The following is a 21,212-nucleotide window of genomic DNA, read 5'->3' as shown; positions in this document are numbered from 1 at the left end:
GCGGACCGCGCCGCCGGGGGCGGCGCCGGACGGGGCGGCGGAGCCCACCCCGGACGGGTCCGACATCGCCGCGTTGCTGCGGTTGTGGAGCTACCTGCGCGACCAGCGCCGCACCGTGTCGGGCAACGCCTTCCGGCGCCTGTGTCGCGCGGAGTACCTGAACTTCCTGCGGGTGCGGGAGTGGCAGGACCTGCACGCGCAACTCCGCGAGGCGTGCACGGAGGTGGGCTACCACCGCAACGACGCCGCGGCGGGAATGGACGCCGTCCACACCGCCGTCCTGTCCGGCCTGCTCTCCCACGTCGGGCTGCTGGACGAGGCCAGCCTCGCCAAGCCGACCCGCGGCAGGCGGCGGGGGCCGGCCGAGTACCTGGGCGCGAGGGGAGCGCGGTTCGCGATCAATCCCGGCTCGAGCGCCGCCCGCACCAACGCGCCCCTGGTGATGGCCGTCGAACTGGTCGAGACCACCCGCCTGTGGGCACGGACGGTCGCTCCGGTCACGGCGGACCAGGTCGAGGCGGTCGGGGGACACCTGCTCAAGCGCAACTACTCCGAGCCGCACTGGTCGGAGCGGGGTGGCCAGTGCGTCGCCTACGAGCGGGTCACGCTGCTCGGTGTCCCGATCGTCGCCCAGCGGCTGGTCAGCTACGCCCGGATCGACCCGGTCGTGGCTCGCGAGGTCTTCATCACCTCCGCGCTCGTCGAGGGACGCTGGCGCACCCGGCACCACTTCTGGGCGCGCAACCAGGCGGTGCGCGCGGAGGCGGAGGAGCTGGCCGACCGGAATCGTCGCCGCGACCTGCTGCTCGACGACGCGTCCATCGCGGCCTTCTACGAGGCCCGGATCCCGCCGGAGGTCGTGACGGTTGCCCACTTCGACCGCTGGTGGCGCGACGCGCGACGCACCGAGGAGCACCTCCTCGACCTGACCCTGGCCGATCTGGTGGTTCCGGACGCGGACCTCGACACGCAGGCCTACCCCGACCACTGGGCGACCGGCGGCGAGGACCTGGCGATCGACTACGCCTTCGACCCGGGCACCGGGCACGACGGCGTCACGGTGACCGTGCCCCTGGCGCTGCTCACCCGGCTCGACCCGGCGAGCTTCACCTGGCAGGTGCCGGGGCTCCGTCCGGACGTGGCCACCGAGCTGGTCCGGGCGTTGCCGAAGGCGCTGCGGACCCGCCTGGTGCCGGCCCCGGACACCGCGCGGCGGGCCCTGGACTGGCTGGCCGTCCATCCCGGCCCCGACGGCGAGACGCTCTGGGCGGGCCTGGGCCGGGCGATCCTCGCGCTGACCGGCGTCCAGGTGCCCGGGGATGCCTGGCAGCCGCAGGCGATCCCCGACCACCTGCAGGTGCGGTTCCGGGTGGTGTCCGAGGGCGCCCAGCCCGTCGTCGGACGGGATCTGGCCGACCTGTCGGAGCGGTTGGCGCCCCGGGTCAGCCGCACGCTCAACGCCGCGGCCGGGCATCTCACCCACCCGGGCGCGCGTTCGTGGGAGTTCGGGACGCTGCCGGAACGGATCGACGAGCCGATGCCCGGCTTCCCGGCGCTGGTCGACCGCGGCGACAGGGTGGGCGTGCAGGTCTTCGCGGACGTCGATGCGGCTCGGCGCGCCCACCGCGACGGGCTGCGCCGGCTGATCACCCTCACCACGGTCGACCCCACCCGGTCGATCGTGTCGCGGATGGGCAATGCGACCAAGCTGGCCCTGGCCACGTCCCCGTACCCCGACGTGCCGGCCCTGCTGGCCGACGCCCGCCTGAGGGCGACCGGCGACCTGATGGATCCGGCCGGAGGGCTCTGGGGGATCAGGGACGCCACCGCGTTCGAGCGCCTGGCCGACCGGGTGCGCTCCGACGCCGCGGCGGCGATGCAGAAGGTGGTCACCGCGGCGGGCGAGATCCTGCAGCTGGCCGGCGAGGTGCGCCGGGCGCTGCCGGCCGCGCCCGCGGACACGCGCGACGACGCGTCGGAACAACTCGAGGGGCTGGTCTACCGCGGTTTCGTGTCCGCGACGCCGCTGACGGCGTGGCTTCGGCTGCCGACCTACCTGAAAGGGATCCAGCGCCGCCTGCAGGCCGCGGCGTCCAACCCACGCCACGAGGCGGAGGGGCTGGACGTGATCGGTGTCCTGGAGGACGAGTACGCGGCGCTCTGTTCGCGGTTCCCGTCCGGGCCGCTCCCTGACCGGGTCGCCGACGTCGGCTGGCTCCTGGAGGAACTCCGGGTGAGCCTCTTCGCTCAGGCCCTCGGCACCGCGGTCCCGGTCTCGGCGAAGCGGGTGCGGACCGCGATGGCCGCGGCGTCCTGAGCGGTGCCGGGTTCAGACAGTCAGCGCGGCCCCGTCGGTGCCGGGGCCGCGCCTGGTGGGGCGTCCGCGCGCACAGGAGGGGTTCGTGCGGCGGACGCGAATCCGCGCTGGCGAGAAGGGGGTCAGACGCTCGCGAGGCGGGTGCGGATGGTTTCGCCCTCGGTCATGGCACGGCGGAACCAGTGCCGCTTGTCGACCTTGCGGGGAAACGTGGGAGTAGGTTCGATCTGGCGAGCGATGTCGAGGTCCTCGACGAGCCGCTCGCGATCCCTGTCGACGACTGCGTAGCTCAGCATGCAGAAATTCTCTCGCCTTCTTTCATTCGGGACAAGCGGAGTATCCCGAACAACCATACGGTTGTGCCGTATTGTTGTTCCATGCTCGATCTGAACCGTCTGCGCATCCTGCGGGCCGTCGTCGCGAGCGGTTCGGTGAACGACACCGCCCGGCGGCTGGGCCTGACTCCTTCGACCGTGAGCCAGCATGTGCACACGCTGGAGAGGGAGGTCGGGTTCGCCCTCGTGGAACGTGTGGGACGCGGGATCCGACCGACTCCCGCCGCGGTCGTGCTGGCGACGGCGAGCGCGGAGGCCCTGCGGTCGATGAAGGAACTGGACGGGGTGGTCCGTGAGCTCAGGGAGGGGGCCACCGAGCGGCTGACGATGCGGACGTTCGCGTCCGCCGCGTACACCTGGGTGCCTGCGGTCGCCCGGACGCTGCGCAGCGAGTTCCCCGGTCTGACCCTCGAACTGTCCATCTACGAGACGGACACCGCAGAGCTCGCCGGCCAGGCGGATGTCGAGGTCCACACCGAGCTTCCCTACGATGAGCCGACCGTGCCGCCGGCTTACCGCAGGGTGGAGCTGGGTCTGGACGACTTCCTGGTGGCCGTCCCGCCGGACCACCCGCTCGCCGAGGCCGAGAGCTGCGAGCTGAGCGAGTTCAGCGAGGACGACTGGGTGCAGTACGACTTCAGCGACGAGATCGCGACCCGGCTGGCCGCCCACGCCTGCGCGGTGGCCGGTTTCACGCCCCGCTACGTGTCCCGCGCCCAGGACCACGTCACCGGGTTGGCGTTCGTCGCTGCCGGGGTCGGGATCGCCCTGGTTCCGCAGCTCGCCGTGGGCTGGTCGGGCTTCGACATCGGCTACGTGCGGCCCACGAACCCCACTCCGCACCGTCGGATCGTGGCACTGCTGCGGGACAGTGCGCGGACGAACCCCGCCGCGGGGAGGACCATCGAGTTGCTCACGGAGCTGGGCGGCCGGCTCGGCGAGTTCAACCCGGCGCTCCGCCGGCACGCCCCCGGCCCGAGCCGCCTGGGCTGAACCGCCCTGGGCTGAACCGTCCTGCGCCGAACGGCGCCGGCGTCAGCCGAGAGCGCAATGCCGGGGTGCCCGGGGACCCTCGGGGTACAGTGGCCGGGTGCTGGATCCTCGGCTGCTGTACACCTTCGACCCGAGCCTCTGGGAGGCCGTGCGGGGGACGCGTCCCGCCCTGCTGCACCTGCTCGACGGCTACATCGACGCGGGCTCGGTCACCCACACGGCCGGCCACTACCTGCTGGAGGTGTGCGAGCACGAGGTGCTGGTCGAGTTCGACCACGACCAGTTGCACGACTACCGCTCACGCCGCCCGCAGATGGTGTTCGACACCAACCACTGGGTCTCGATGACCGACTACTCGCTGGTGATCCACCGGGTGCTGGACGCGAACGGCACACCGTTCCTGTTGTTCACCGGCCCCGAACCGGACACGCAGTGGAACCGGACGGCCGCCGCCGTTCTCGGCATCGCGGAGCGCCTGGACGTCTCCCGCCTGCTCACCGTTTCGGGCGTCCCGATGGCGGTCCCGCACACGCGACCCACGCTCGTCACCGCCCACTCCACCGACCCCACGACCGTCAGTGGCAACCCGATGTGGATCGACCGCGTCCAGCTCCCCGGCAGCTTCTCGCACGTGCTGGAGTACCGCGCCGGCCGGGTCGGGATCCTCGGCCAGGGGTTCGTTGCGCACGTGCCCCACTACCTGTCGCAGGCCGCCTTCCCACAGGCCTGCGACGCGGTGCTGCGCAGGGTCGCCGACGCCGCCGGCCTGGAGTTCCCGCTGGCGGAGCTCGCCGAGCGGATCGCCACCAATCTCGAGGGCATCGAGTCGGAGACGGCCGAGGACGCCGACTTCCCTGCGGTCGTCCACGCCCTGGAGGAGCAGTACGACCGGCTGAGCAACAGCGGTGCCGCGTCCGTGCCGAGCGCCGACGAGATCGGCGCGGCCGTCGAGCAGTTCCTCGCCGAGCAGGACCCGCCGCCCGACTTCCGGCGCTGACCGTGCCGGAGTCCGTGGACGAACTGATCGGGATCCTCGACCTCGACCGGACCGGTGAGAACGTCTTCGTCGGCCAGGGAGACACCGGCTCCGCCCGCCAGCGGGTGTTCGGAGGGCAGGTGCTCGCGCAGGCGCTCACGGCGGGCTATCGCACGGTGCCCGAGGGCCGGGTCGCCCATTCCCTGGGCGCATACTTCCTGCGCGCAGGCGCCGCGGCGACGCCGATCACCTACACCGTGGAGAGCACCAGGGACGGTGGCAGCTTCTCCACGCGGCGGGTGGTGGCCGACCAGGGCGGCCGGGTGATCTTCACCATGGTGTGCTCCTACCACGTGCGGGAGGCCGGGCTCGACCACTCCGACACCGCTCCCGCCGGCGTCCGGCCGCCGCAGGAGTGCCCGCCGCTGTCGGAGGTGCTGGGAGCGCGGTCACGGCGGGCCGCCGACGCGTGGCGGCAGGAGTGGGGCGTCCTGGAGACGCGGTTCGCGTCCGACACCTCGACGCTCAGCGCGGCGGGGGCCTCCGACGCGGCGATGAAGGTGTGGGTGCGGACGGAGAGCGGACTGCCCGACGACCCCCAGCTGCACCAGGCGTGCCTTGCCTACGCCAGCGACCTGACCCTGCTCGCCGTGAGCACGGTGCCGCACCCGGTCGAGTTCGCCGGCCCGAACATGCAGGTCGCGTCGATCAACCACTCGATGTGGTTCCACCGGCCGGCCCGCGCCGACGAGTGGCTGCTCTACGACCAGGTCTCACCATCGGCGTCCTCGGGGCTGGGTTTCAGCTTCGGGCGCCTGTTCTCGGCGGGCCGGCTCGCCGCATCCTGCGCCCAGGAGGGCCTGATCCGCCTGGTCGACTGACACTCGCCGGTCGGCGGCCGGTCCCAGACGCACGTCGGCCCGGGAGAGAACTCCCGGGCCGACGTGGCGCGAAGGGTGATGTTGGATCCGGACCTCAGGCGGCCTCGGCGTCCCCGCGCAGCTTGGAGATGGCGTGCCGCTCGATCTGGCGGACGCGCTCTGCGGTGATGCCCCAGACCGCCGCGATGTCGGCGAGCTTGGCCTGGCGACCGTCCAGCAGGCCGTAGCGGCGGCGGACGACGTCCGCGGACCGCTCGTCCAGGCCGGACAGCATGGCGTCGAGCCTGGCGCGATCCTCCGCGTCGAGCACGACCTCGTCGGGACCGGGCGACATCTCGCGGGCGAGGAGGTCACCGAGGGCGGTGTCGCCGTCCTCCTCGACGGGCGCATCGAGGCTGACGTGGTCCCGGGAGAGCCGCAGCAGGTCGATGATCTGCTCCTCGGCCACGCCCAGCTCGTCCGCGATCTCGACCAGTTCGGGCTCGCGGCCCAGGCGGCGTTCCAGCGTGCGGCGCACCGCGGAGACCTGGTTGACCTGCTCCGCGACGTGCACGGGCAGCCGCACGATCCTTCCCTGCTGGGCGATGCCGCGCGAGATCGACTGGCGCACCCACCAGGTCGCGTAGGTCGAGAACTTGAAGCCCTTGGTGTAGTCGAACTTCTCGACGGCACGGATCAGGCCGGTGTTGCCCTCCTGGACGAGGTCCAGCAGCGGCATCTGCGCCCGCCCGTACTTGCGGGCGACCGAGACGACCAGGCGCAGGTTCGCAGTGATGAAGCGCTGCATGGCCTCGTCGCCCTGGCGCGCGATCTCGCGCAGCTCGTCCTCGGTGGCCGGCACCGTGCGCAGCCGGGTCTCGTCGTCCCCGAGCGTCCCGTCGAGGAGCGCGTGCGCGTAGCGTCCGGCCTCGATCAGCTTGGCGAGCTGCACCTCCTCCTCGGCGGTGAGCAGCGGGGTCTTGGCGATCCCGTCCAGGTAGAGGCCAACCGCGTCCTTGCCGTCGATGCCTTCGTTGGTGCGGACCCGATGTGCGGTAGCGATCATTCGTCATTCCCTTTCGCTCGTGCCAGCAGTACAACGTGCGGACCTGTCGTTTTGCTGCCGCAAACGCCCCCGAACATCCTCTGGACAGGGGCGTGGGGGCAGATCAAGACCACGGTTGTACCCGGCCTGCGACCGTGGGCTCTCGCACACGGCTCCAAACGCCGCGCTCAGCCGCGAGGAGAGGTGGCGTCGATCAACCAGGCGAGCTCGAAGGCGGCGTCGCGCCACGCCTGGTAGCGGCCGGACGCCCCACCGTGGCCGGCGACCAGTTCGGTGCGCAGCAGGACAGGGCGCTGCGAGCCGGAGTCGTGGCGCAGCCGGGCCACCCATTTGGCCGGCTCGGTGATCTCCACGCGGGTGTCGTTGAGGCTCGCCGTGACCAGGATCGCCGGGTACTGGGTGTTCCGGACGTTCTCGTAGGGGGAGTACCCGCGCATCCGGAAGTAGGCGTCCGGGTCGTGCAGCGGGTCGCCCCACTCCTCCCATTCGCTGACGGTCAGCGGCAGGTCGGGATCGAGGATGGTGGTCAGTGCGTCCACGAACGGGACGGCGGCGTGGACGGCGGCGAAGGCATCCGGGGCGAGGTTGACCGCGGCGCCGACGAGCAGGCCGCCGGCGCTGCCGCCCTCCGCCGCCAGCCGGTCCGGGCTGGTGTAGCCGGCCGCGACGAGGTGCCGGGCACTGGCGACGAAGTCGGTGAAGGTGTTCTGCTTCGCCGCGAGCTTGCCGTCGAGATACCAGGCGCGACCGAGTTCGCCCCCGCCCCGGACGTGGGCGACCGCGTAGACGTAGCCGCGGTCCAGCAGGCTCAGCCGGGCGATCGAGAAGGTCGGCGGGATGCTGATCTCGTAGGCGCCGTAGCCGTACAGCAGACAGCCCGCCGAGCCGTCCAGCGGGGTGTCGGCACGGTGCACGATCGAGAGCGGGACGCGGGTCCCGTCCGGCGCGGTCGCCCATTCCCTGCGCTGCACGTAGTCGCCGGGACGGTAGGGCCCGAGCGCGGGATGGTCGAGCACGGGACGCTGCTTGAGCAGCGTACGGCTGCCGTCGATGAGCGACTGCTCCAGCACCTGGTCAGGGGTGACCATCGACTGGTAGTGCAGCCGGATCCGGTCGGTGTCGGCCTCGTCTCCGTCGTCGGCTTCCAGGTGGTAGAGCGGTTCGTCGAAGGTGATCTCGACCTCCTCTCCCACATCGCCGGTGGCGTTGCGCGGGCGCAACGCCACCCGTTGCAGGCCCTCTCGGCGAAGGCTCACCACGAGGACCCGGTCGTAGGCCGTGACGCCCAGCAGGCGTGTCCCTGCCTCGCCCGGACGCAGGGTGCGCCACTGCTCGGGGGAGGTCGCGTCCAGTGGTGCCTCGGCGAGGGCGAAGTCGGGAGCGTTGTCGTTGTGAACGATGAACAGGCGGTCTGCGGCGACCTCGACGTCGTACTCGACCTGCTCGCGACGTGGCGCGACCGACCGCAGGCGCGCGGAAGGGTCGAGGGTGTCCAGCAGCCAGACCTCGGTGCTGGTCTTGCTGGCCGCGCCGAGGATCACCCACCGGTTGTCCCTCGAGCAGTCCACGCCGAGCCAGAACCGCTCGTCGGGCTCGGCGTGCAGCAGTTCGTCGGGGTCGGACGTGCCCAGGCGGTGCCGCCACAGCCGGTCCGGACGCCACGCGTCGTCCACGGTGAGGTAGCAGAACGAGTCCTGGCCGGCCCAGCAGCCGCCCCCCGCCACCTCCTCCACCTCGTCGGGGAGCCGCTCGCCGGTGAGGAGATCGAGGAACAGCAGCCGATACCGTTCGTCCCCCGAGGTGTCGAGCGAGTACGCGGCGCGGCGTCCGTCGGGAGACACCTCGAAGCAGCCCAGAGCGAAGAACTCCTCCCCGGCGGCGAGCGCCTGCACATCCAGCAGGAGTTGCTCCCCCTCCGGCGGGGCAACGGCCGGGTCGGGCAACGAGTCCCTGCCGCGCGCCGGGCAGCGGAACAGGCTGGGATAGTCCAGACCTTCGGTGGTTCGGGCGTAGTACCAGAACTCGCCCAGCCCGGGATGTCGCGCGAACTCGGGGACGCTGAGATCGGTCTGGAGGGTGCGTGCGGAGATGTCCTCGAAGATGGCCCGACGCAGGTCGGCCAGCGGTTCGGTGCGGGCAGCCGTCCACTCGTTCTCCGCCTGGAGGTAGGCCAGGAGTTCGGGATCTGACTTGTCCCGCATCCACGCGTAGGCGTCGACGAAGGTGTCGCCGTGGTGGACGCGCGGCTCGGGGCGGCGCGGTGCGACGGGAGGCTGGGCGGATTCAGGCACGACGAACAGACTAGGGCGGTCACGGAAGCCGGGGGCCTCGGCTTGGGAGTTCGGGGTCGCCGTGGCACAATGGGACCTGCGAAGTATTGACAACCCCCGGTTGTCGTGCGCCCTTGAACGCTCTGCTGAGAGGTGAGCCCATTGCCCCCACGTTCCCGTGCCGCCGCTGTTTCCGCTACTGAGGAGGCTGTTGTCGAGGCTCCCACGCGTCGCGGCCGGAAGGCTGCCTCACCCCCGGTGAAGGCTGTGCCGAACCCCGAGCCGGCGTCCCCGGCGACCCCCGAGGAGGACGAGCCGACCGAGCTCGTCGAGGAGGAGCTCGAGGAGGACGTCACGGTCGAGGAGGTGCTCGACCCGACGAACGTCGAGAACGTGAAGTTCGAGCGGGACGGCGACGACGTCGTCCTCACCGTCGGAGGCAAGAAGCGCAGCCTCGACGACGTGGACGAGGCCGACTTCGAGCCCGCCGAGGAGGCGAAGACCGAGAAGGAGTTGTCCGAGGACGAGGGCTTCAGCCTGTCCGACGCCGACGACGCCGACGAGCCCGAGCAGCAGGTGCTCGCCGCCGGCGCGACCGCCGACCCGGTCAAGGACTACCTCAAGCAGATCGGCAAGGTCGCCCTGCTGAATGCCGAGCAGGAGGTACAGCTCGCCAAGCGCATCGAGGCCGGCCTGTTCGCCGACGAGACCCTCAACGAGGGCAGCGTGTCCGCGTCCGACCTCGACGACCTGGAGTGGATCGCCGAGGACGGCCGGCGAGCCAAGAACCACCTGCTGGAGGCCAACCTGCGGCTCGTGGTGTCGCTGGCCAAGCGCTACACCGGCCGCGGGATGCTGTTCCTCGACCTGATCCAGGAGGGCAACCTCGGCCTGATCCGGGCGGTGGAGAAGTTCGACTACACCAAAGGCTACAAGTTCTCCACCTACGCGACGTGGTGGATCAAGCAGGCGATCACCCGCGCGATGGCCGATCAGGCCCGGACGATCCGCATCCCGGTCCACATGGTCGAGGTGATCAACAAGCTCGCCCGCGTGCAGCGGCAGATGCTGCAGGACCTCGGCCGCGAACCCACGCCGGAGGAGCTCGCCAAGGAACTCGACATGACCCCGGAGAAGGTCGTCGAGGTGCAGAAGTACGGCCGCGAGCCGATCTCGCTGCACACCCCGCTGGGCGAGGACGGAGACTCCGAGTTCGGCGACCTGATCGAGGACTCCGAAGCCGTCGTCCCCGCGGAGGCGGTGAACTTCACGCTGCTGCAGGAGCAGCTGCACGACGTGCTGGACACGTTGAGCGAGCGTGAGGCGGGCGTGGTCAGCATGCGGTTCGGGCTCACCGACGGCCAGCCGAAGACGCTGGACGAGATCGGCAAGGTCTACGGCGTCACCCGGGAACGGATCCGCCAGATCGAGTCGAAGACGATGAGCAAGCTGCGCCACCCTTCCCGTTCACAGGTGCTGCGCGACTATCTGGATTGAGGTCCCGCCGGCCGGGCCGGTTTTCGGCTGTCACCGAATTGAAACCTGCCGAGCCCGCGGTCGGCGTAGCCATTCCGCAGGGGGCTCGGTAGATTCTATGGATGGCAGCTCCCGAGAATCCGGCCAGCGTCGGCGCACCGCTCGTGGTGTTGTCCGAGGTGAACAAGCACTTCGGCACCCTGCATGTCCTGAATGACATCAACCTCACCGTGAAGACCGGTGAGGTTGTTGTCGTACTGGGGCCGTCGGGCTCGGGCAAGTCCACGTTGTGCCGGGCGATCAACCGGCTGGAGACGATCGACTCCGGCACGATCACGATCGACGGGGTCCCGTTGCCTGAGGAGGGCAGGGGGCTCGCGGACCTGCGCGCCGACGTCGGCATGGTGTTCCAGTCGTTCAACCTGTTCGCCCACAAGACCGTGCTCGAGAATGTCACCCTCGGCCCGACCAAGGTCCGTGGGCTGAAAGCCGCGGAGGCCGACCAGCGTGCCCACGAACTGCTCGACCGGGTGGGCGTCGACAATCAGGCGGCCAAGTACCCCGCGCAGCTCTCCGGCGGGCAGCAGCAGCGGGTGGCGATCGCTCGCGCCCTGGCGATGAACCCGAAGGTGATCCTGTTCGACGAACCGACCTCGGCGCTCGATCCGGAAATGGTCAACGAGGTGCTGGACGTGATGGTCACCCTCGCCCGCGCCGGAATGACCATGATCGTGGTGACCCACGAGATGGGATTCGCCCGCAAAGCCGCGGATCGGGTGGTGTTCATGGCCGACGGCCAGATTGTCGAGGAGAACACCCCGGAGGAGTTCTTCACCAATCCGCAGAGCGCACGGGCGAGAGACTTCCTGAGCAAGATCCTGACCCACTGAACTCATCCATCCCACCGACGAATACCCACACGAAGGAGAGAGAGATGAAGTACGCAAGGCCCCTCGGGGCACTCGGCGCAGCCGTGGTGATGGCCATGGGCCTGTCCGCCTGCGCGAGCGGAAGCGCCGCCGGCGGCGATCCCGGTACCGGCGGCAAGGTGATCATCGGCATCAAGTTCGACCAGCCGGGCCTGGGGCTGAAGAACGGCGACGCCTACGAGGGCTTCGATGTCGAAGTGGCGAAGTACGTCGCCAAGGAGCTCGGCTACACCGACGTCGAGTTCACCGAGACCCCGTCCGCCCAGCGCGAGACCATGCTCCAGTCCGACCAGGTGAAGATGATCTTCGCCACCTACTCGATCACCGACGACCGCAAGCAGAAGGTCGCCTTCGCCGGGCCGTACTTCATCGCCGGTCAGGACCTGCTGGTGGCCGAAGCGAACACCGACATCACCGGGCCGGAGTCACTGAACGGCAAGAAGCTGTGCTCGGTGGTCGGCTCGACGTCGGCGAAGAAGATCCAGGACCAGTTCGCCAACCAGGTGCAGCTGCAGGAGTACGACACCTACTCCAAGTGCGTGGAGGCGCTCGCGTCCGGCTCGATCGACGCGGTCACCACGGACAACGTGATCCTGGCCGGGTTCGCCGCGCAGAGCCAGTACGCCGGCAAGCTGAAGGTGGTCGGCAAGCCGTTCAGCACGGAGCGCTACGGCGTCGGCATCAAGCAGGGCGACACCAAGCTGTGCACCGCCGTCAACACGGCGCTGGAGAAGATGGTCTCCGACGGTTCCTGGCAGAAGGCCCTGGACGCCACGGTGGGCCCCTCGGGCTTCACGCCGGACGCCAGCACCAACCCGCCCAAGCCGGACGCCTGCGCGTAGTTTCCTGACCCCGGTGGCCCGCCGTCCGCGGGCCACCGGGGCCCAACCTGAGGGAGGTCGATGTCCGGACTCGGCACGCTGTTCGCCCAGTACAACGTCCTCGGCGCGTTCTGGATGACGGTCCAGCTGACCGTGTGGGGTGCTCTGGGCGCCCTGGTGATCGGGACCGTCGTCGCGGTCTGCCGGGTGTCTCCGGTCGGGGTGCTGCAGACCTTCGGCGCGTGGTTCGTGACCATCCTGCGCAACACACCGCTGACCCTGATCGTCGCGCTGTGCTCCCTGGGCATCTCCAACAACCTCAAGATCCACCTGGCGCCCAGCGACTCGAACACGTTCATCGTGGACAACGGTTTCCGCTGGGCGGTGGTCGCCCTCGCCTTCTACCACGCCACCTTCGTGGCCGAGGCGATTCGCAGTGGCATCAACACCGTCCCGAAGGGCCAGGCCGAGGCGGCCCGCTCGATCGGGCTCGGCTTCGGGCCGACCCTGAGACACGTCGTCCTGCCGCAGGCGTTCCGTGGCGCGATCGCCCCGCTGGGGAACACCCTGATCGCCCTGACCAAGAACACGACGGTGTGCGCGACCGTCGGGGTCGCCGAGGCGGCCTACATGATGCGCAACATGATCGAGTTCAATCCGTCACTGCTGTACTGGATCTTCGCGATCATGGCGACCGGTTTCGTCATCCTGACCCTGCCGATGGGGCTGTTGTTCACCTGGCTGTCCAACCGATTGGCGGTGCGCCGATGAGCGAGGCAACGGTCCTGTTCGACGCGCCCGGTCCCAGGGCCCGGGTTCGGTACCGGCTGATCGCCGTGCTGGGGGGTCTGGTCCTGATCGGGGTGCTGGTCTTCGTGCTGGTGCGGCTGGGCGATCCGGCGAACAACCAGCTGGACCCGGCGAAATGGCTGCCGTTCCTCACCGCCGGAGCGTGGACGTCCTATCTGCTCCCCGGTCTGGCGGGCACGCTGGTCGCGGCCGTGACCTCGGTGGTCCTGTCGATCATCCTCGGCATGGCTCTGGGGATCGGGCGGCTCGTCCAGCGCCGCTGGGTCCGCTGGGTCTGCGGTGCCTTCGTGGAGTTCTTCCGGTCGGTGCCGGTGCTGATGATGATGCTGTTCGCCTACTACGCGGGCCTCTACACCCTGCGGATCTCGGGGCAGGCACTGCCGCTGTTCGGCGTCGTGGTCGGCCTGACGGTGTACAACTCCTGTGTGCTGGCCGAACTCGTCCGCTCCGGGGTGAACGCGCTGCCGGCCGGCCAGCGGGAATCGGGGCTGGCGATCGGGCTGACCCCACTGAAGACGCTGACCATCATCGAGCTTCCCCAGGCGATCACCGCGATGCTGCCGTCCATGCTCAGCCAACTGGTGGTGATCCTGAAGGACTCCGCGCTCGGCTCGATGATCACCTACCTCGACCTGCTGCGCTCGGGCGGCTACCTGGCCTCGGCCTATGCGAACCTGATCCCGACGCTGATCGTGCTGGCCGTGATCTACATCGTGCTGAACAGCCTGCTCACCCGGCTGGCCGGCGTTGTCCAGACCCGGCTGCGACGCGGTCCACGCGCAGTGGTGACCCAGAAGGTGACCGCGGGCATGGTGCCCAGTGTCGCCGCCGAACCGGACGTACCCCCCACGATCATGCCGCCACCGGACCACCGGCCCGGGCGGGAGAAGCCGCACCGGTAGGGCCCGCAGCCGGCCACCGTCGAGGAGTGGGCTGTGGATCGAGGTCAGTTCGCGGCACGGACCAGGTCGATCACCTGGGCGAGTTCGTGGACCAGGGGGACCCCGAGGCGGGCGAGGCGCTCGCGGCCGTGGTGCCCGCCGGCGAACAGGACGCACTGCGCCCGGAGCGTGTGGGCGATCTCGAAGTCGTGCTCGGAGTCGCCGACGAAGAGAACCTCGGCCGGGTCCAGGGCGGACGCGGCGAGCCAGCGCTCGGCAACGGCCAGCTTGGAGGCGGCATAGATGTCGGCGATGCCGTAGCTGCCGTCGAGCAGCTGATCGAGCGCGAACGGAGCCAGCTGCGTGGCGAGGTTCTGCTGCTGGGAGGCAGAGATCACCACCTGGGCGACCCCGGCGTCGCGCACCGCCGCCAGTGCCTCCCGGGCTCCGGGGTGCAGCTGACAGGCGCGAGCCGCCAGCGAGTACAGCTCGATGTAGCGTTGTGCGGCGGCGTCGAAGTTGCCGCCGGGCCCGGTGTCGAAGCCCAGCTGGGCGTAGTAGTCGATGATCGGGAAACCGAACACCGACCGGTAGGCGGCCACGTCGGCCAACCCTGGCAGGCCGAACTCTGCGAGCAGCTGGTTGGTGACGCCGAGGCAGCAGTCCAGGTCGTCGAGCAGGGTGCCGTTCCAGTCCCACACGACCTGCCGGACCCGCCGCCGGTTCAGCACGGCGTGAACCCGTGCACCCGGCCCAGGAAGCCCAGGGCCGCCCGGGCGACCTCGACGATCGTCTCGGCCCGGCGGAAACCGTGGGCCTCGCCCTCGAACAGGACCAGTTCGGCTTCCAGTCCCTTCGCGCGCACCGCCTCGGCCATCGCGGTCGCCTGGTTCGGGGGAACCACCTTGTCATCCAGTCCCTGCAGGATCAGCATCGGGCAGCTCAGCCGGTCGAGGTGGTGGATGGGGGAGCGGGCGAGGTACACCTCGCGCCCGGACGGGTACGGGGCGACCAGGCCGTCGAGGTAGCGCGACTCGAACTTGTGGGTGTCGCCGGCGAGGGTCTCCAGGTCGCCGATGCCGTACAGGCTGATTCCCGCCGCGAACACATCGGTGAACGTGAGTGCGGCCAGCGTCGTGTAGCCGCCGGCCGAGCCGCCGCGGATGCTCAGTCGGTGGCGATCGGCCCGTCCCGCCTCGGCCAGCGCGAGCACTCCGCGCGCACAGTCACGGACGTCGGCGAGGCCCCAGTTGCCGTCCAGCCGCTCCCGGTAGGCCCGCCCGTAACCGGTGGAGCCGGAGTAGTTCACGTCCAGAATGCCGATGCCGCGGCTGGTCCAGAACTGGACGGCGAGGGAGAACGCCGGATCGGAGAACGCCGTCGGCCCTCCGTGACTCCACACCTGGACGGGCGGCAGCTCGCCGACGAGGCCGGCCAGATCGCCATTGCGGGGCGGGTAGAACCACCCGTGAACCGGCCCGTCGGGGGAGTCCCAGGTGAATGCCTCCGCGACCGACACCACGTCGGCGGGCAGCTCGACCACCGCCGCCACACGGACGGGCTGCTGCGCGCCGGTGGCCCAGTCGATCTCGACCAATGCGCCGGGCCGGTCGGGATAGCCCATCACGGCGAGCGCGCGCGGGCCGGAGCCGGCCAGCTCGATCGAGACCGCGTCGCCGGCCACGGGTTCCAGCCGGCCGACGGCGGCGCCGTCGGGGGCTTGCGGGTCGTAGCTCAGCACGCCGAGCCTGCCGAGCCCGTCCTCGATCCAGGTGCAGCCGATCCGTCCCGAGCCGATCAGGCTGTACGGCACCGGGTCGAGCACCCACAGGGGGCCGCAGAAGTCGAACGGAGCGTCCCACAGGGTCTCGGAGCGGCCGCCGGGCCGCCAACGCCGCAGGTTCCAGTAGCCGGACTCGTCGCTGAGGTGGATCAGCCCCCCGTCGGCGTCCCAGGCGGGGAAGAGGCCGCTCACCCCGGGGCCGCCGGCCAGGACCGTCCGATCGCTGAGCCGCTCCAGCGGCGCGACCACGATCGAGGCACTGTCCCACGGCATGTCGGGCAGCTGCCACTCGCACCAGGCCAGCAGTCCCTGGGCGATGAGCGAAGGGTGGGCGTAGAAGTCGGCTCCGTGGACCAGGACCCGTCCGCCCTCTGGATGGTCGCCGTCGAGCGAGAGCGCAACGATCGCCTGCTCCGGGGTGGCGTCTGTGCCCCGATGGTCCTCCCGGACGGCCAGCAGCAGGCGCCGGGAGGCGTCCAGGCTGAGCGCGGCGAAGCGCAGCCCCCCGACCGCGGCCAGCACCCGGTCGGCACCGTCCTCGACCAGGTGGAGCGATCCATCCGCACCGGAGGAGTAGGCGACCAGGCCGTCCCGGACGGTCCACGCGCCGCCACCGTACTCGTTCACCGCAGACCGGACACTGGCCCCGGCCGAGACCTCGGCGGGCTCGCCGTCGTCTGCCTGGTACCACAGGCTCACCCGCCCGGCGTCGGTGGGACGAGCCTCCGTCCAGTAGCGGACGCCGGCGTCGATGAGTCCTGGTGAGAGCCGGACGCCGCCGACGGCCAGATCGACCGGCTCGATCGGGGAGGGCCACGAACCGTAGGGCAGGCGAGTCACGCCGTCAGGCTATCGATCTCGGCCCCGAACGCGCTCAGCAGCGGCTGGTTGAGCAGCACGAACCGGACCCGCCCGATCCCGATCCGGGGATGTCCGGCGACGGCCGCGACGGCCACCCGCGCCGCCGTCGCGGCGTCCCAGCCGTAGGCGCCCGCGCCGACGGCAGGGAAGGCGATCGTGCGCGCGCCCAGCTCCTGCGCGATGTCGAGGCTGCGGGTGTAGCAGGAGGCCAACAGCCCCTCCTCGCTCTGTCCGCGGTTGCGGTTGGGGCCGACGGTGTGGATCACCCACCGAGCCGGCAGCTCCCCGGCTTCGGTGGCAACGGCCTCGCCCACCGGCAGCCCGTCGGGCCAGGTCGTCCTCCTGACCCGGCGGCAGGCTGCCAGCAGCCCCGGCCCGGCTGCGGCATGGAGGGCGCCGTCCACCCCGCCGCCGCCCAGCAGCGTGGAGTTGGCGGCGTTGACCAGCGCGTCGGCGGGCTCGAGGGTCAAGTCACCCAGGATGGCGTCGATGCTCATGCCAGCCAGTATCGCCGCCGCCGGCGGCACTGCCCAGGGACGACCGACGGGCCCCGGGGAAGACCCCGGAGCCCGTCGTGAGAAGTGGACCTCAGCTGAGCTTGCTGGTCTCGTCGTGGATCTTCAGCGCCACCTGGCTGAGCTTCGCCGAGTGGGCCTTGCCGTGGTGGCCGCAGAAGAGGAGCTCGCCGCCGGAGTTGAGGGTGACGCGGACGTAGGCCTGGGCGCCGCAGCGATCACAACGATCAGCCGTGGTCAGGGGTTCGGTAACTGTTGCGGTCATCGGATCGTCCTCTCTCCACCCTCGCGAATCTTCCTTCGTTCGCGTCCGGAACAACGAGGCGGGCGCCCCGTTTGTTCCCGGCACCAACAGTGTAGGCAGCTTGCCCGACAATCCCCGGAACCACCGACACCGTCACGCGAATGCAAAGAAGTGTTACCCCGTCGAGATAATCTCAGCCGGTGGCGACGACGAAAGCGGCCGAGGGCAGGGACTACGAGGCGCGGCACCTGCTGGTGCTCGAGGGGCTCGAGGCCGTCCGCAAGCGTCCGGCGATGTACATCGGCTCGACGGACACCCGTGGTCTCATGCACTGCCTGTGGGAGATCATCGACAACGCGGTGGACGAGGCGCTGTCCGGCTATGGCGAGCGGATCGAGGTGACGCTCGACCACGACGGCAGCATCCTGGTCGTCGACCACGCCCGCGGCATCCCCGTCGACATCGAGCCGCGCACGAAGCTGACCGGCGTCGAGGTGGTCTACACCAAGCTGCACGCGGGCGGGAAGTTCGGTGCCGGCAGCTACAACGCCACCGGCGGCCTCCACGGCGTCGGGGCGTCGGTCGTGAACGCGCTCAGCGTCCGGCTCGACGTCGAGGTCGATCGCAACGGCGCGACCTGGGCGATGAGCTTCCGCCGGGGCGTGCCCGGCACTTTCGCCGGGCCCGGGCCCGACGCGCCGTTCACCCCGGGCAACGAACTCCGCAAGGTGGCCAGGGTGGGCAGGGGGGTCACGGGCACGCGGGTGCGCTACTGGCCGGACCGGCAGATCTTCCTCGCGGACGCGCAACTGGCCCTGCCGGCGCTGCTGGCCAGGGCCCGCCAGACCAGCTTCCTCGTGCCTGGTCTCGAGCTGGTGGTCACCGACGCCCGCGACGACGAGCCCACCACCGAGGTGTTCAAGCACGACGGCGGCATCTCCGAGTTCTGCGACTTCCTCGCCTCCGACCCGCCGGTGAGCGAGATCCTCCGGCTGCGGGGCACCGACACCTTCACCGAGACCGTCCCGATGCTGGACGAGAACGGCGCAATGACGCCGACCGACGTCGAGCGGACCCTCGAGGTGGACATCGCCCTGCGCTGGGGCACCGGCTACGACACCCAGGTGCAGTCGTTCGTGAACATCATCGCCACACCGAAGGGCGGCACCCACGTGCAGGGCTTCGAGCGCGGGCTGGTGCGCGCGTTCGGCAGGGGGCTGGACGGGACGCGGCTGCTGAAGGCCGGTGAGGAGGTCGTGAAGGACGACGCCCTGGAGGGGCTGACCGGCGTCGTCACCGTCCGGCTGGCCGAGCCGCAGTTCGAGGGCCAGACCAAGGAGGTCCTCGGCACGCCTCCGGTGACCCGCCTGGTGGCCCGGATCGTGGAGAGCGAACTCGGAGACTTCCTCACCTCCACGCGGGCCGCGCAGCGGACGCAGGCGCGCGCGGTGATGGAGAAGGTGGTCGCAGCGTCTCGCACCCGCGTCCAGGCGCGTGCCCACAAGGAGGCACAGCGGCGCAAGAACGCGCTGGAGTCCTCGACGCTGCCGGCCAAGCTCGCCGACTGCCGCAGCACCGACCTGGACCGCACCGAGTTGTTCATCGTCGAGGGCGACTCGGCGCTCGGCACGGCGAAGCTGGCCCGCGACTCCGAGTACCAGGCGCTGCTCCCGATCCGGGGAAAGATCCTGAACGTCCAGAAGGCCTCGGTGGGCGACATGCTGAAGAACGCGGAGTGCGCGTCGATCATCCAGGTGGTCGGGGCCGGCTCGGGGCGGACGTTCGACATCGACGCGGCCCGCTACTCCAAGGTGATCTTCATGGCCGACGCCGACTCCGACGGCGCCCACATCCGCACGCTGCTGGCGACGCTGTTCTTCAAGTACATGCGCCCGCTGGTCGAGGCCGGGAGGGTCTACACCGCGGTCCCGCCGCTGCACCGCTTCGAGCTCACCAACCCGCGCAAGGGTCAGGAGAAGTACATCTACACCTACAACGAGGCCGAGTACCGCAGGAAGCTGGCCGAGCTCACCAAGAAGGGGCAGGCGTTCAAGGAGCCGCAGCGGTACAAGGGCCTGGGGGAGATGGACGCCCACGAACTGAGCGAGACGACGATGAACCCCCGCCAGCGGACCCTGCGCAGGATCACCGTGGACGACGCCTTCGCTGCCGAGGGCACCTTCGAGAAGCTGATGGGCAACGACGTCGCGCCGCGCAAGGAGTTCATCATCGAGGGCGCCTACGCCCTGGACGCCGAGCGCATCGACGCCTGACACCGCGTCCGCCGCCACGTAGGCTGCCGGAACCCGGGACGGTTCCTGACTCAGTTCGTACGCAGGGCGGACCGGGACCGGGGACGGTTCCTCACTCGGTCCACAGGAGGCGCGATGAGCAACACCGAGACCAGGTCGGACGTGCTGGACTGCGCGGCGCCCGACGAGCACGACCCCGAGCACGTCCAGGTGCTCGAGCCCAGGGACGTCCACCTCGGCGGCGAGGACACGCTGTCGGTGCGCCGGACGCTGCCGTCGCTGCGGCGCTCCTTCGTCGGTGCCTGGTGCTTCGCCGACCACTACGGGCCCGAACAGGGCGTGTGCATGGATGTGCCTCCGCACCCGCACACCGGCCTGCAGACGGTGAGTTGGCTGTTCGAGGGCGAGATCGAGCACCGCGACTCCGGCGGTGTCCACGCGATGGTGCGGCCGGGGGAGGTGAACCTGATGACCTCCGGACACGGGATCGCGCACTCCGAGGTGTCCACACCCGCCCGCGACCTGCTGCACGGGGTCCAGCTGTGGGTGGTGCTGCCGGCGTCGAGCAAGGACCTGGTCCGGGAGTTCCAGCACCACGTCCCCGAGAAGTTCGACGCCCCGGGCGTCCGGGCGAGGGTGCTGATCGGCAGCCTCGCCGGGGTGACCTCTCCGGTCCACACCGAGACGCCCCTGCTCGGCGCGGAGGTGGTCCTGGAGGCGGGCGCGACCTGGGAACTGGCGGTCGACCCGGGTCACGAGCACGGCGTCCTGGTCGACACCGGACACGTGGACGTCGACGGCGTCCGCCTCGACCGCACGGTGCTCGGTGTCCGCGATGCCGGTCTGGACCACCTGCGGCTCTCGAACCCGACCGACGCGCCGGCCCGGATCATGCTGCTCGGGGGTGAGCCCTTCGAGGAGGGCGTCGTGATGTGGTGGAACTTCATCGGCCGGAGCCACGAGGACATCCTCCGGCTGCGCGAGGAGTGGAACGAAGCGCCCGAGGACCGGTTCGGCCGGGTCGCCGGGTACCGGGGTGCGACGCCCCGGCTGGAAGCGCCCCCGATCCCGGCCGACCTGCGGCTCAGGCGCCGGTTCCGCCGCGGCCGCCAGGAGGGGGCTGCGGCCCGCCGCGAGCGCTGAGGGTCAGCAGATCCGCTGCAGCAGGCCGGTGTCCACGTCGTAGTGGAAGCCGCCGACGCTCGCGCGTCCGGCAATCAGGGGGTGGCCGGCGAGCAGCTTCACGTCCGCGCGCAGGCGTCCGGTCTGGTCGGGGTCGGCGCCGAACTCGAGGCCGGACGCGTCCCGCCCGCTCGCCTGCGAGACCCGCCGGGAGAGTTCCTCGTCGTCACCGGAGGCCATGGCGCACTTGCTGTGACTGACCACGAGGATCCGCCGGACGCGAAGCAGGTTCACCCCGAGGATGCAGCCGTTCATGGCGTCCTCGGTGACGTGACCGCCCGGCGTGCGCAGGATCTTCGCCTCGCCGAGGAACAGGCCGATCATCTCCAGCGGCTGCAGCCGGGAGTCCATGCAGGTGACGACGGCGATGCCCGCGTGAGCGTACCCGTCGAAGTTGCGCGGTGCGGAGGTCGCATAGCGCTGGTTGGCCAGGAGCAGGTCGTCGAAGGTGTCGTCCACGATCACACCCTAGACGGAGCGTGGTCGCGGGCCGCGGACACCGGGGCGAGCCGCCGACGTGGCGAGCGTGATCCCGGGCGTCGACGATGGAGCGGGCGCCCCACCGCCCATCCGGGTCGGCGGCACAACGGGCTCGCCCGGAGCGGTGCTGGGCCGCCCGGAGGCGGGAGCCGTCGGCGGGC

The 21,212-nt window shown here is 70.6% G+C and carries 19 protein-coding genes; 11 read left to right on the top strand and 8 right to left on the bottom strand.

Annotation, left to right across the window (positions count from 1 at the left end; translation table 11 throughout):
- Positions 1 to 2,317 (top strand): DUF3418 domain-containing protein (locus tag QM633_RS04185; RefSeq protein ID WP_415152471.1); only part of this gene is annotated, 2,317 nt, incomplete at its 5' end.
- 122 nt (positions 2,318 to 2,439) lie between these two features.
- Here QM633_RS04185 and QM633_RS04180 read toward each other — a convergent pair.
- Positions 2,440 to 2,613: a hypothetical protein gene (locus QM633_RS04180; RefSeq protein ID WP_415152470.1), complete on the bottom strand. Its 174-nt coding sequence runs from the start codon at positions 2,611 to 2,613 to the stop codon at positions 2,440 to 2,442.
- Between the two features lie 81 nt (positions 2,614 to 2,694).
- Between QM633_RS04180 and QM633_RS04175 the strand changes: the two genes are divergently transcribed.
- The 3 genes from QM633_RS04175 to QM633_RS04165 all read left to right on the top strand — a co-directional run bounded on the left by QM633_RS04175 (position 2,695) and on the right by QM633_RS04165 (position 5,502).
- Positions 2,695 to 3,645 (top strand): LysR family transcriptional regulator, encoded by a 951-nt coding sequence (locus QM633_RS04175; RefSeq protein ID WP_415152469.1) that lies wholly within the window; start codon positions 2,695 to 2,697, stop codon positions 3,643 to 3,645.
- A 97-nt stretch (positions 3,646 to 3,742) separates the two neighbouring features.
- Positions 3,743 to 4,642, top strand: coding sequence for a PAC2 family protein (locus tag QM633_RS04170; RefSeq protein ID WP_415152468.1), 900 nt, complete (start codon positions 3,743 to 3,745; stop codon positions 4,640 to 4,642).
- Positions 4,643 to 4,656: 14 nt separating this feature from the next.
- Positions 4,657 to 5,502, top strand: coding sequence for an acyl-CoA thioesterase (locus tag QM633_RS04165; protein ID WP_415152467.1), 846 nt, complete (start codon positions 4,657 to 4,659; stop codon positions 5,500 to 5,502).
- Positions 5,503 to 5,596: 94 nt separating this feature from the next.
- Here the strand turns inward: QM633_RS04165 and QM633_RS04160 are convergent, their stop codons facing one another.
- Together QM633_RS04160 and QM633_RS04155 are read right to left on the bottom strand one after the other, a co-directional pair.
- Positions 5,597 to 6,544, bottom strand: coding sequence for an RNA polymerase sigma factor RpoD/SigA (locus tag QM633_RS04160; protein ID WP_415152472.1), 948 nt, complete (start codon positions 6,542 to 6,544; stop codon positions 5,597 to 5,599).
- Positions 6,545 to 6,714: 170 nt separating this feature from the next.
- Positions 6,715 to 8,838 (bottom strand): S9 family peptidase, encoded by a 2,124-nt coding sequence (locus QM633_RS04155; RefSeq protein WP_415152466.1) that lies wholly within the window; start codon positions 8,836 to 8,838, stop codon positions 6,715 to 6,717.
- Between the two features lie 132 nt (positions 8,839 to 8,970).
- On the opposite strand from QM633_RS04155, the gene QM633_RS04150 reads away from it, so the two are divergent.
- The 5 genes from QM633_RS04150 (at position 8,971) to QM633_RS04130 (ending at position 13,755) form a co-directional block, all read left to right on the top strand.
- Positions 8,971 to 10,314 carry an RNA polymerase sigma factor gene (locus QM633_RS04150; RefSeq protein WP_415152465.1) on the top strand — a complete coding sequence of 448 codons (1,344 nt, stop codon included), beginning with the start codon at positions 8,971 to 8,973 and terminating at the stop codon, positions 10,312 to 10,314.
- Positions 10,315 to 10,415: 101 nt separating this feature from the next.
- Entirely contained in the window at positions 10,416 to 11,183 is a 768-nt protein-coding gene (locus tag QM633_RS04145) for an amino acid ABC transporter ATP-binding protein (RefSeq protein ID WP_415152464.1), read from the top strand.
- Positions 11,184 to 11,227: 44 nt separating this feature from the next.
- Positions 11,228 to 12,064 (top strand): glutamate ABC transporter substrate-binding protein, encoded by an 837-nt coding sequence (locus QM633_RS04140; RefSeq protein ID WP_415152463.1) that lies wholly within the window; start codon positions 11,228 to 11,230, stop codon positions 12,062 to 12,064.
- 60 nt (positions 12,065 to 12,124) lie between these two features.
- Positions 12,125 to 12,814, top strand: coding sequence for an amino acid ABC transporter permease (locus QM633_RS04135; RefSeq protein ID WP_415152462.1), 690 nt, complete (start codon positions 12,125 to 12,127; stop codon positions 12,812 to 12,814).
- Positions 12,811 to 13,755 (top strand): amino acid ABC transporter permease, encoded by a 945-nt coding sequence (locus tag QM633_RS04130; protein WP_415152461.1) that lies wholly within the window; start codon positions 12,811 to 12,813, stop codon positions 13,753 to 13,755. Before QM633_RS04135 ends, QM633_RS04130 begins: the two co-directional genes overlap by 4 nt.
- 44 nt (positions 13,756 to 13,799) lie before the next feature.
- Here QM633_RS04130 and QM633_RS04125 read toward each other — a convergent pair whose 3' ends face one another.
- The 4 genes from QM633_RS04125 to QM633_RS04110 all read right to left on the bottom strand — a co-directional run bounded on the left by QM633_RS04125 (position 13,800) and on the right by QM633_RS04110 (position 17,158).
- Entirely contained in the window at positions 13,800 to 14,465 is a 666-nt protein-coding gene (locus QM633_RS04125; RefSeq protein ID WP_415152460.1) for an HAD family hydrolase, read from the bottom strand.
- Positions 14,459 to 16,357, bottom strand: coding sequence for an alpha/beta hydrolase family protein (locus QM633_RS04120; protein WP_415152459.1), 1,899 nt, complete (start codon positions 16,355 to 16,357; stop codon positions 14,459 to 14,461). Before QM633_RS04120 ends, QM633_RS04125 begins: the two co-directional genes overlap by 7 nt.
- Complete coding sequence (locus QM633_RS04115; protein ID WP_415152458.1) at positions 16,354 to 16,875, bottom strand: O-acetyl-ADP-ribose deacetylase; 522 nt, start codon at positions 16,873 to 16,875, stop codon at positions 16,354 to 16,356. Before QM633_RS04115 ends, QM633_RS04120 begins: the two co-directional genes overlap by 4 nt.
- A gap of 91 nt (positions 16,876 to 16,966) precedes the next feature.
- Positions 16,967 to 17,158 (bottom strand): hypothetical protein, encoded by a 192-nt coding sequence (locus tag QM633_RS04110; protein ID WP_415152457.1) that lies wholly within the window; start codon positions 17,156 to 17,158, stop codon positions 16,967 to 16,969.
- A 179-nt stretch (positions 17,159 to 17,337) separates the two neighbouring features.
- On the opposite strand from QM633_RS04110, the gene QM633_RS04105 reads away from it, so the two are divergent.
- Together QM633_RS04105 and QM633_RS04100 are read left to right on the top strand one after the other, a co-directional pair.
- Positions 17,338 to 19,410, top strand: a complete 2,073-nt coding sequence (locus QM633_RS04105) for a DNA gyrase/topoisomerase IV subunit B (protein WP_415152456.1) — start codon at positions 17,338 to 17,340, stop codon at positions 19,408 to 19,410.
- A 114-nt stretch (positions 19,411 to 19,524) separates the two neighbouring features.
- Positions 19,525 to 20,532 carry a pirin family protein gene (locus QM633_RS04100; RefSeq protein WP_415152455.1) on the top strand — a complete coding sequence of 336 codons (1,008 nt, stop codon included), beginning with the start codon at positions 19,525 to 19,527 and terminating at the stop codon, positions 20,530 to 20,532.
- Between the two features lie 3 nt (positions 20,533 to 20,535).
- Here QM633_RS04100 and QM633_RS04095 read toward each other — a convergent pair whose 3' ends face one another.
- Positions 20,536 to 21,030 carry a beta-class carbonic anhydrase gene (locus QM633_RS04095; RefSeq protein WP_415152454.1) on the bottom strand — a complete coding sequence of 165 codons (495 nt, stop codon included), beginning with the start codon at positions 21,028 to 21,030 and terminating at the stop codon, positions 20,536 to 20,538.
- Positions 21,031 to 21,212: the final 182 nt, after the last annotated feature.

The sequence above is a fragment of the Propionicimonas sp. genome, assembly GCF_047606205.1.
Taxonomy (GTDB): Bacteria; Actinomycetota; Actinomycetes; order Propionibacteriales; family Propionibacteriaceae; genus Propionicimonas.
This window is presented reverse-complemented; position numbering and strand designations above follow the sequence as displayed.

Excerpts from the sequence above, each read along its gene's own strand:
- QM633_RS04180 (WP_415152470.1), bottom strand. The coding sequence starts at position 2,613 with ATGCTGAGCTACGCAGTCGTCGACAGGGATCGCGAGCGGCTCGTCGAG.
- QM633_RS04175 (WP_415152469.1), top strand. The coding sequence starts at position 2,695 with ATGCTCGATCTGAACCGTCTGCGCATCCTGCGGGCCGTCGTCGCGAGC.
- QM633_RS04145 (WP_415152464.1), top strand. The coding sequence starts at position 10,416 with ATGGCAGCTCCCGAGAATCCGGCCAGCGTCGGCGCACCGCTCGTGGTG.
- QM633_RS04140 (WP_415152463.1), top strand. The coding sequence starts at position 11,228 with ATGAAGTACGCAAGGCCCCTCGGGGCACTCGGCGCAGCCGTGGTGATG.
- QM633_RS04135 (WP_415152462.1), top strand. The coding sequence starts at position 12,125 with ATGTCCGGACTCGGCACGCTGTTCGCCCAGTACAACGTCCTCGGCGCG.
- QM633_RS04130 (WP_415152461.1), top strand. The coding sequence starts at position 12,811 with ATGAGCGAGGCAACGGTCCTGTTCGACGCGCCCGGTCCCAGGGCCCGG.
- QM633_RS04115 (WP_415152458.1), bottom strand. The coding sequence starts at position 16,875 with ATGAGCATCGACGCCATCCTGGGTGACTTGACCCTCGAGCCCGCCGAC.
- QM633_RS04110 (WP_415152457.1), bottom strand. The coding sequence starts at position 17,158 with ATGACCGCAACAGTTACCGAACCCCTGACCACGGCTGATCGTTGTGAT.
- QM633_RS04100 (WP_415152455.1), top strand. The coding sequence starts at position 19,525 with ATGAGCAACACCGAGACCAGGTCGGACGTGCTGGACTGCGCGGCGCCC.